This window comes from Moorena sp. (assembly GCF_982860115.1).
The window spans coordinates 1-8,881 of record NZ_CEYLVT010000274.1 but is presented as its reverse complement, the minus strand read 5'-3'; the positions used below and the strand labels follow the sequence as shown (position 1 = coordinate 8,881).

At 42.8% G+C, this 8,881-nt stretch carries 7 protein-coding genes and 1 pseudogene; 1 reads left to right on the top strand and 7 read right to left on the bottom strand.

From position 1 onward, the window contains the following. Window positions 1-107 precede the first annotated feature (107 nt). The 7 genes from AC4II3_RS28835 to AC4II3_RS28805 all read right to left on the bottom strand — a co-directional run bounded on the left by AC4II3_RS28835 (window position 108) and on the right by AC4II3_RS28805 (window position 8,170). Window positions 108-2,405 carry a glycosyltransferase gene (locus AC4II3_RS28835; RefSeq protein WP_488013631.1) on the bottom strand — a complete coding sequence of 766 codons (2,298 nt, stop codon included), beginning with the start codon at window positions 2,403-2,405 and terminating at the stop codon, window positions 108-110. Window positions 2,406-2,987: 582 nt separating this feature from the next. Further along, entirely contained in the window at window positions 2,988-4,154 is a 1,167-nt protein-coding gene (locus AC4II3_RS28830) for an NAD(P)/FAD-dependent oxidoreductase (protein WP_488013630.1), read from the bottom strand. 35 nt (window positions 4,155-4,189) lie between these two features. Beyond that, on the bottom strand, window positions 4,190-4,705 hold the full coding sequence (locus AC4II3_RS28825) for a diacylglycerol kinase (protein ID WP_488013628.1): 516 nt from the start codon (window positions 4,703-4,705) through the stop codon (window positions 4,190-4,192). Between the two features lie 98 nt (window positions 4,706-4,803). Continuing rightward, a complete protein-coding gene (ybeY, locus tag AC4II3_RS28820) occupies window positions 4,804-5,331 on the bottom strand; it encodes an rRNA maturation RNase YbeY (protein ID WP_488013626.1) in 528 nt (175 codons plus the stop codon). Window positions 5,332-5,518: 187 nt separating this feature from the next. Beyond that, window positions 5,519-5,734, bottom strand: a complete 216-nt coding sequence (locus AC4II3_RS28815; RefSeq protein WP_488013624.1) for a DUF3285 domain-containing protein — start codon at window positions 5,732-5,734, stop codon at window positions 5,519-5,521. Between the two features lie 153 nt (window positions 5,735-5,887). Beyond that, a protein-coding gene (prfB, locus tag AC4II3_RS28810; protein WP_488013635.1) for a peptide chain release factor 2 occupies window positions 5,888-6,998 on the bottom strand; the annotation gives its coding sequence in 2 pieces (ribosomal slippage) (window positions 5,888-6,925 and window positions 6,927-6,998; 1,110 coding nt in all). Window positions 6,999-7,078: 80 nt separating this feature from the next. Next, window positions 7,079-8,170, bottom strand: a complete 1,092-nt coding sequence (locus AC4II3_RS28805) for a hypothetical protein (RefSeq protein WP_488013622.1) — start codon at window positions 8,168-8,170, stop codon at window positions 7,079-7,081. Window positions 8,171-8,818: 648 nt separating this feature from the next. On the opposite strand from AC4II3_RS28805, the pseudogene AC4II3_RS28800 reads away from it, so the two are divergent. Then, window positions 8,819-8,881: pseudogene (locus AC4II3_RS28800) on the top strand (alpha/beta hydrolase); the annotation flags it as partial.

The window sequence follows — 8,881 nt, the reverse complement described above, 5'->3', positions numbered from 1 at the left end:
TTTTTTAATTAGCGTTCGCGAAGCGGCTCGTACCGAGCATCGCGCCCCGCCTGACCATTCGCGTAGCGTGGCCGAAAGGCCAAGGTCAATCGCATTTTGCTGGCAATTTAGTTCTGGATTATTTCATTGGGTATCGCTACTTTGATCACAACGGTTTCACCTTCGGCTTCCCAATGAGCGCTCGCCTCCACCTGGGAGTTTAGTTCTGGATTCATTGGTATTGCCACCTTGATCGCCACTTCTTCACCGACTGTTTGAGCAACACTAGGAGCTTTTACCCTAGGCTGAGCTACTAGTGAAATAGGTTTGAGCAGGGGTTGGGAGCTATTGTCCTCTTGGAAATCAGCAACAGTTGCCATCGCCTGTGGTGCTGGTGCTACCACAGCCATTTCACCATTGAGTTTGGTAAGGGTAGAGCTTGGTACCTCAGTGGTGCTAATTGTGCTGAGGTTTGGATTACGGTTAAACATAAATCTGGGCTGCAGGAAACTTTTTAATAAAAGCCACAGCAAGCTGAATTCTCCAGGGGTATCACAAGGTTTCCACTGACCCACACCACAAAACAGCATTTCAATTAAACACCGTTTCTGGGGTAAACTCATTTGCTGATTAAATCCTATTTGGAGAGTGGGGTTTTCACTCGTGATGTCTGTGTGAGTAATCTTTCCTGGTAGTCGTAAGTTCTCCCCCATTATTTTCAGACTTACTTTGATATTGTCTTTAAGGGAGATAGATAGCTTCTCAGTCAGCTTGATTTGAGCACCTACTTCAGAAATCCACTTAGTGATGCCCCAATAGGTTTGACCTCCTATATTTATTCGCACCACTTTACGTAAGTCAAACCATTCGTTAGTATTCGGATTAGGAGAATCCAAAAGGATTAGTAAGGCGATACTCAGCACCAGGAGATTGTAGCCACTCCAAATCCAAGCTAAGCTGATCCCTTGGGTAAGTTGGGCTGTGTCCAAGGATGGCAAACTGCTGGCTGGTATCAATAATTCGGTCAGATTAAACCCAAAACTAATTGCTGTAGCAACGAATACAATAATCAGCGGCAATGCTAACTGCCAGTTGTAATTAAAACTCTCCCGAGATATTCCTTTCGGGGTTACTTTAAATCCTCTCGAAAAAGGATTCAGCATTGTCTGCAACACCGTTAATCCAATCGGGAAACATGACACTACTGAATAAATATCTGACATGAAAGCGGAGCGAGAGCCGCAGTTTATCCACGAGAACACAGAAAACTGTAGCAAATAGAAAGGAACTAAAAAACACAAGACTTCAGTAGCTGTTGCTTTAAAGAAAATAATCCCGAAAAATGTATACGCTATGGGAACAATTAGAAAATAAATTCGTGACCAGCTAGTAAACCAATAAAGCAACCCATCTAAATGAACTAGTCTTTGGAGATTAGTAAGTCCAGGAATTGTTAATGGATTTGCGTCTAGAAAAAGTCCCTGTAAGGTACCTTGTGCCCATCTTAGCCGCTGAGATACATGACTTGCGATATTCTCTGCTGCCAAGCCAGCACTTAATTTTTCATCAAGGTAAATTAACTTATAGCCTTGAGCAGATAGACAAACACCAGTATAGTAATCTTCAGCGATGGAATCGGTAAAAAAGCCACCAATACTTAAGATTGCGCTGCGCCTGACCACAAAAGACGTACCACAACACACAATACTATTTGTGCTATCCCGAATTGGTTGAATGTGTCGATAAAATAATTCTTCTTCTGCCGTCAGAATGTTTTCTAAACCTAAATTATAGGCAACCGGATCCGGATTATAGTAGCTTTGGGGAGTCTGAACTAGAGCGACTTCCTTATCCTTAAAGAAACCCACAGTCCGCTTGAGGAAGTTTCTAGTAGGAATAAAATCAGCATCAAATACAACAATTAAATCCCCAGAGGTTTGAGGAAGGGCATTGTTTAAATTACCTGCTTTCGCATTAAGATTATTTGGTCGCGTTATATACTCGCACCCTAGCTCAGCTGCAAGTTTTTTCATCTCAGGACGTCTAGTATCATCCAGAAGATAGATCGTTTTTCTTGTATACTCTAAAGCTTGACAACCTATAATTGTTCGTCGTAATATGGAGGAATGTTCATTATACGTAGGAATCAGGATGTCAACAGAAGGGGTAAAACGACCACTAATAACCGATAATTCACCCCAATTAGCTTCCCGACTTCTATCTTTTATCTGGGACAAGAAAAACAGTTGAATGGTGCTACCAGCTAGCCTCAGTATTTCCGCTAGTAATAACCCCAAGCTAAAGATGCCATTGACCAGGGTATCCAGATTGAGGGTAAACAGCGATCGCCACAGCACATACTGAAGAGTCAGCAGTAGCAAAATCCCTACCACCGCAAGCTGCCACTTAGAGCGAGTTTTTGTCATAATCCCTTAACAGCAATTCCAGTATTGTCATTAGTTCTTGGCAGAAGACCCCTATTACAGCCAATTGGGTTGAGGGGAGGGGATTGCCATCACCTGTAGGTTAATAACGAGTGTAGGCTCATAACTCGCTTGTGAGGACGAGGTAATGGATTAGCTTACCTCACAAGCTAAGGGGTAGACCGTCGCTACCACGTTGAGTCAGACACCGACAGCCGTTGTTTATTTTTATGAACATTTAACTTGGTGATTGTTGACCGTTGACCGTTAACCCAAGACAAGTTAACAGTACTATAGTGTCAACAAAAAATCCGTTGCTTAAATTTAAATTATTATGCAGATTGAATGTGTATCTGCCTGTGAGCATTAACCAAACTTGGTGGTCAGTCTAATACTTCTTTGACCCTACCTCTGTTCCATTACTTGGACAGAGTCGCCCTGAGGAAAATCCTTGAGCGATTATGGAGCCATTTTACTGGCACAGTCTACTGGCACAGTCTACTGGTACTTTGACTGAGACTATGGCTCGGTCACCAACAGACTCTTAAGAAGGTTTAACCTAGCTTAACTTAACATAATACTTTGTTAATTGGGGGGGGAAAGTTTGGCGATGATTTCATCCTCTTGTCCTTGAACCCAATTAGCAAAGCGCTTGGCTAGGGGTGGCACACATACCAGGGGGTTAGTAAAACCAGAAAATATATAAACTCCTTCCACACCACTTAAGGAACCCACCACTGGCAAACTAGTGTTGCTGAATGCTACTAAACAATGATGCCAGGTTCCTGGTAATTTCTCAAGAGCTGGTAGAATTTTACCCACTTGGGTACGAATTTCCGCTTCCCCTTTCTCTGGCGCTATAGTGGCGTAGGGGTCTGTCAGTACACGGCTCAGCTGACCCATCCGTAAACTGCCATCTAAAAACTGCACTGCACCTGCATCAAGAATGGGTCGTATTACCTCATGACCAGGCTCATCCCACAAGTGTTCAACTGACTTAGTACTGGCTTGCTGTTCGAGTTGAAACCTTTTTGTATCTGCTGGAATAACCATTGTCTGCAGGTGGATGTCAACTCTGGGAGTTTCAATCATCTCCTCATGGGTGAAATACAAGTAGACAGGAATTCCGGAAGCTTTCAGTAAGGTGCGACTGAGTCCACCAGCACAGACAACTGTGTTAGCCGTGTGGTAGGTGGCTGCTACTGTTTTGACTGCCTTGATAGTATCTGAACTACTTACCAGTTCCACCACACGAGCAATTTGGATTTCCCCCCCACAACGGCGGAAAGCTTTCAGGTAACCTTGGGTAGTCTTTCCCGGATGAATATGCCCATGACGGACTGTAAACGCTCCTGCGATCGCATTTTGATTGAGTAGGGGTTCGATGGCACAAGCGTCCTCCACACTCAGCCAAGTTGGGGGAGTAGCAAAACGGGCATAATCTGCTGCCAATTGCTCAGAGTCATCTTTGAAGTCAATGGTCAGCAATAAGTCTAATTCCCGGAACTGGGTATCTGTTTCTAATTCCTCAGATAAACTTTGATAAATTTCTCTAGCTTCCTGACATAGCACTCGAGTTAACCTTGATGTTCCTGACCAATAGGCAAGACCACCATAGCTATAGCGAGTTGCTCCCTCTAGGGTAGGATGTTGATCCAAAATCAGAACACTCAAACCCTGGCGAGACAATTCGTACCCAAGTGCTGCTCCAGTAATGCCACCACCAACGACAATCCAGTCATATACTTTCATCGTATAGTCGCATATTTTATAGTCTAATTGGGTGTTTAGCCCAAAACTGACTCAATTCTACTGATTAGGGGTGGCAGTAGCAGGGAACCGGCTACAAAAATAGCAGTTATCGCTGAGATCAGTACTGCACCAGCCGCACAATCTTTAGCAATTTTAGCAAGTTCATGGTACGTCTGTTTAACGGTTAGATCTACGACCGATTCAATAGCTGTATTTAACATCTCCATAGCCATGACTAGCCCAGTGGTTAGTCCAATCACAGCCAGTTCTACCAGGGGTATTTGTAAAAAAATGCCCAAGGTAATGGCTAGAATGCCAATGGCTGTATGGATGCGGAAGTTACGTTGGGTTAGAAAGGCATAGCGAACTCCAGCCCAGGCATATTTGAAGCTAATCATTAATGTGGGAGCAATTCGCCAAGCCAAATCTCGGTGAGGTTTGACTTTGGAGTCAGAGTATTGTGGTACTGGTATAGATAGCTCTTGAGTCATCGGCAAGGTATTAGACACGAAAAACTGAGTTTGATAAGATTCGGCCTTTGGTAACACCATTTATCGGTTCAGGGATAGGTCTTCGGTATACCTTCATCTTTCCCATATGGGGTAGGAGGATTAACCTTTAGGGATATACTGAAAAGCACAGTAGACTTCTAGGAATCATTTGAAAGACCTACCCTTTGAAGTAGAGTTTCCTGCTGATCCAGCATTCTCACTAGACTTTCCTCATCCGGATGATCCCATCCTAGAAGGTGAAGTAAACCATGGGTTGCCAGCCAGGCTAGTTCCTTGGATAGAGAATGACCATGCTGTTTAGCCTGTTGAACAGCAGTATCTACCGAAATCACGATATCACCTAAGTATAGAGGCACCGATAATTGCTTTTGGGGTGATAACTTAGGTGAGTCTACCTCTAAAGCTGCAAAAGCAAGTACATCTGTAGGCTGATTTTTTTGGCGGTACTGGAAATTAAGTGCCTTAATTTCACTATTGTCGGTAAGGCGAAGACTCAATTCGTAGCTCTTCGCTTCCGGTAAATTCAGTTCAAGGGCAACTAGCCATTGGTCAAACCAGCTTTCCCAAGTGTGGAGGGAAATTGGGCTGCTGGATTGGTTAGTAATGGTTTCAGCAGAATGGGAGCGATTAAAGAAACAATCCTGTACACTCAATTCAAACTTCACACTCAGCGTCTCCAAAAGGCTTGGCTACCAGTAGGGTAACCTACTCCGATGACCTAGCCGATTGGCTAGGTCATCGGCTTCGTTAATCCTGGGTCTAGGACTATGCTTACTGTTCGCTTGATTTTGCTCTCTCGAAGCATAGAGCCATCAACAAGAGTAAGTTTAAATCACTTAACAAACTCTTTACCTAACGGGTTAGGTAGGCAAGACCCACCATTAGAGCCAATAAACCAGAAACGGTGAGGAAAAAGTGCCTCAGGGATTTACCTCCCTTGCGCACCATATTGCGCATGGCTAACTTGGTGTAACTGGGCTTGGGTTCACTTGAACCGTTATTGGGTGGGGCTGTAGTTGTATCCAGACCTTGTTGTGGTTCTTCGGTCGGTGAAGGTGGGTTGCTCATCGAACACAAGTACTCTATGTAATAATTGATTGGCTGATTTTAATTTAACAGCAGACTTAACAGTTTTTACTGCTTACTTGAAACTTGACCACTGACTATGTATCAGTAACAATCAACCAACTTTGACAATCACTAATGATCAATGATTAGTGATTAGTTAGTTAACTGATTTTCTTGACGCAGATACGCTTCAATGAATAAGTCAATATTACCATCAACGACATCATTAACTGCTGTGGTTTCCACACTAGTGCGCAGGTCTTTCACCATCTGGTAAGGATGAAACACATAATTTCTAATTTGGTTTCCCCAAGCCGCTTCCACCATGTCCCCTCGAATTTCGGCAATTTCTTGAGCTCGTTGCTCCTCAGCAATCACCAGTAGCTTAGCTTTCAGGAGTACTAAGGCTTTTTCTTTGTTTTGCAATTGAGAACGCTCCTGAGTACAGCGCACAGCCAGGCCGGTAGGAATATGGACAATCCGCACGGCAGTTTCTACCTTATTGACGTTTTGGCCTCCCTTACCACCAGCACGGGAGGTGGTAATTTCTAAATCCTTCTCGGGGATTTCCAGCTCAACGGTATTATCCACCGCAGGCATCACTTCTACTCCAGCAAAACTAGTCTGTCGCTTACCGTTAGCATTAAACGGGGAAATTCTAACTAGTCGATGAGTACCTTTCTCCGCTTTCAGGTAACCATAGGCACGGAGTCCGTCTATTTCCAGAGTGGCAGACTTAATCCCAGCTTCATCCCCTGGGGAAATTTCCGCTAGGTGGGCTTTATAACCATGGTTCTCTGCCCAACGGGTGTACATGCGCAGTAATATGTCAGCCCAATCTTGGGCATCGGTTCCACCAGCCCCCGCATTGATGGTGAGGACAGCACCTAATGCGTCGTAGGTACCAGATAACAGCTGTTCCAACTCCCAGCGATCCAGTTCTTTATTCAGCTGAGTCAAGTTGGTTTGAGCTTCTGCAAGCAGTGCCTCATCGGTTTCTAGTTCTAGCAACTCCAAGATCGCTTTAGTGTCTTCCAAACTCGATTGCCACTGTTTATAGCGTTGGAGGTTAGATTTTAGGTCGTTGAGTTGTTGAAGGGTTTGCTGAGCCGAGTTTTGGTCATCCCAAAAATCTGGTTGAGCTGCCAGCTGCTCTAAATCTTGAATTTTGGCATTCAGAGCAGCAATGTCAAAGATAGTCCTGGGTTTTACCCAGGCGCTCCGACAAGATTTCAACTGCCCGTTTCTGGTCTACGGTTTCCATAATGATTAAATCCTTTACAATGCCATTATAACACCACCAGGGGGAAATTATCTCAACCAATTGAGAACTGCTAGATGATATCATAACGCCTTCTGGTCTAAGTCAGAGAATAACTCCAGCAGTCTTTGAGTATAAGGAAGCAACAGGTAAAGCTGATCTGACTCTACACGAGCGTTTAGTTCATCCACCAGTAACTTCAACATTTTTTCGGCCAGTTTCCAACTTACGTCTACACTAGGAAATACCAGTAAACACAATGGCAACAGTTCCTGTTCTATTGATGTCATATTCCCTTCCAAAGCACATAGCCATAGGTAACCCTGGAACATTTCTAAATCTCTGATAGTCGAAGCCTTAATTCCTGGATCGTCCAGCCCTCCCCGACGGCTAAAATGACCAGAGTGCAATTCCTCTGTTCGTTGGTAGACAATCTGAGCAATATCCTGACTAGCAGGTAAGAGTTGCTCGACTAAGGCTAAGGTAGGTGAGTTAAAATCATGCAAAGCCGCTGCATTACAGATTCGTTGCCAGGGGATAGAAACTTGCTCTTCCACAAACTTAAAGTAGGGACTGAGCAAGATTTGTTCTGGCAATGTCAGCCGATTGAGTACTAATTTAGTGCTGAAGTGAAACTGTGTGGTAACAAAACCAATGGCTCTACGGTCTTTTGCTGATATATGTTGCTCCCGCATTTGCCGCAATACAGGTTCGAGAGAGGTGGCTAGCTTTTCTATGGCTGGTAATTCTAGCGCTACCATTGTCCACGGGCTAGATAAATCTGTGAAGAAATTAATTGTCTCTCCTAGTCGTATTGCTGCCATTAAACTAGGATTCGGCGATTGTTCCTGGTAAATTTCTAGTACTTTTTGGTAAACGGAGCAAACAAATTCAGCAATTCGCTTAGCCTCGGTCAAATTAACCACATTAGGAATATACGAGAACATAGCATCTGTTTTAATTCCCGCACACTCACAGTTAATTTGGATTAAACGGTGTAACTTGGTAACTGTTTGAGTCCGCCCCTTTCTAGAAGCAACGTCTAGCAAATTAGAAACCTTTAACACATCATTATTTTTAGCGATGATTGATAAATCTGGTACATAGCGATTTGACCAAAAATTGACTAAGCGCTCAACCGATGTTTTGTTGAATATTCGAGTATTTATCAGCACAGCTTTTTCCTCGGATGTCTAAATAAATATTTCTATAATTTATTTAATTTAATTAAACTAAAATTGTGGCGTTAAAACCCACAATTTTGATAAGCTTTGAAAAAGCTATAGAGCACTCGATTACAACTAATACCAAATCTCAATTATCCGGTAGATTCACAACAAAAAATAAATATCATTAATAATAGGTAATTGGTAACATATAATTAGTAATTATTACTTCTTAATGGGGAATTGGAGTAGGTGCATCCCATTGTTAGAGATATAAAATCGTAAGCACTTAGCCGTTGGCATTAGGCCACGCTACTTGAGGTGCTGTCAGCTATCATGCTTAAAATAAACCCAGCGTAGCGTGCGCCGATACGCAAACAGGAGAATTTAATCGCTGTTCGCTTACGTTTTTGTATTATTTATACACATGATAAACGTGATTCATTTTAATTATGTAAAGATTTATTTAAGTTTAGTCAAAAAAAAAACAATACAATGATAAATAAAATATAGCGTTTCTAAATGAGTCGTGAACACAAAGCTAGCTGAAAGTCTTAGTTAATGACAGTGCTTGTTTCAGACATCAAATGGAAACGCTATAGCAAAATTAACAACTGATATCATGTCTGGTTACCAATTACCGGTTACCGATTACCAATTACCGGTTACCAATTACCAATTACCAATTACCAATTACCAATTACCAATTACCAATTACCA

What these genes read in the sequence shown, in the direction of transcription:
- AC4II3_RS28835 (WP_488013631.1), bottom strand. Translation starts at nt 2,405, where the DNA reads ATGACAAAAACTCGCTCTAAGTGGCAGCTTGCGGTGGTAGGGATTTTG.
- AC4II3_RS28815 (WP_488013624.1), bottom strand. Translation starts at nt 5,734, where the DNA reads ATGAGCAACCCACCTTCACCGACCGAAGAACCACAACAAGGTCTGGAT.
- AC4II3_RS28830 (WP_488013630.1), bottom strand. Translation starts at nt 4,154, where the DNA reads ATGAAAGTATATGACTGGATTGTCGTTGGTGGTGGCATTACTGGAGCA.
- AC4II3_RS28825 (WP_488013628.1), bottom strand. Translation starts at nt 4,705, where the DNA reads ATGGTGTTACCAAAGGCCGAATCTTATCAAACTCAGTTTTTCGTGTCT.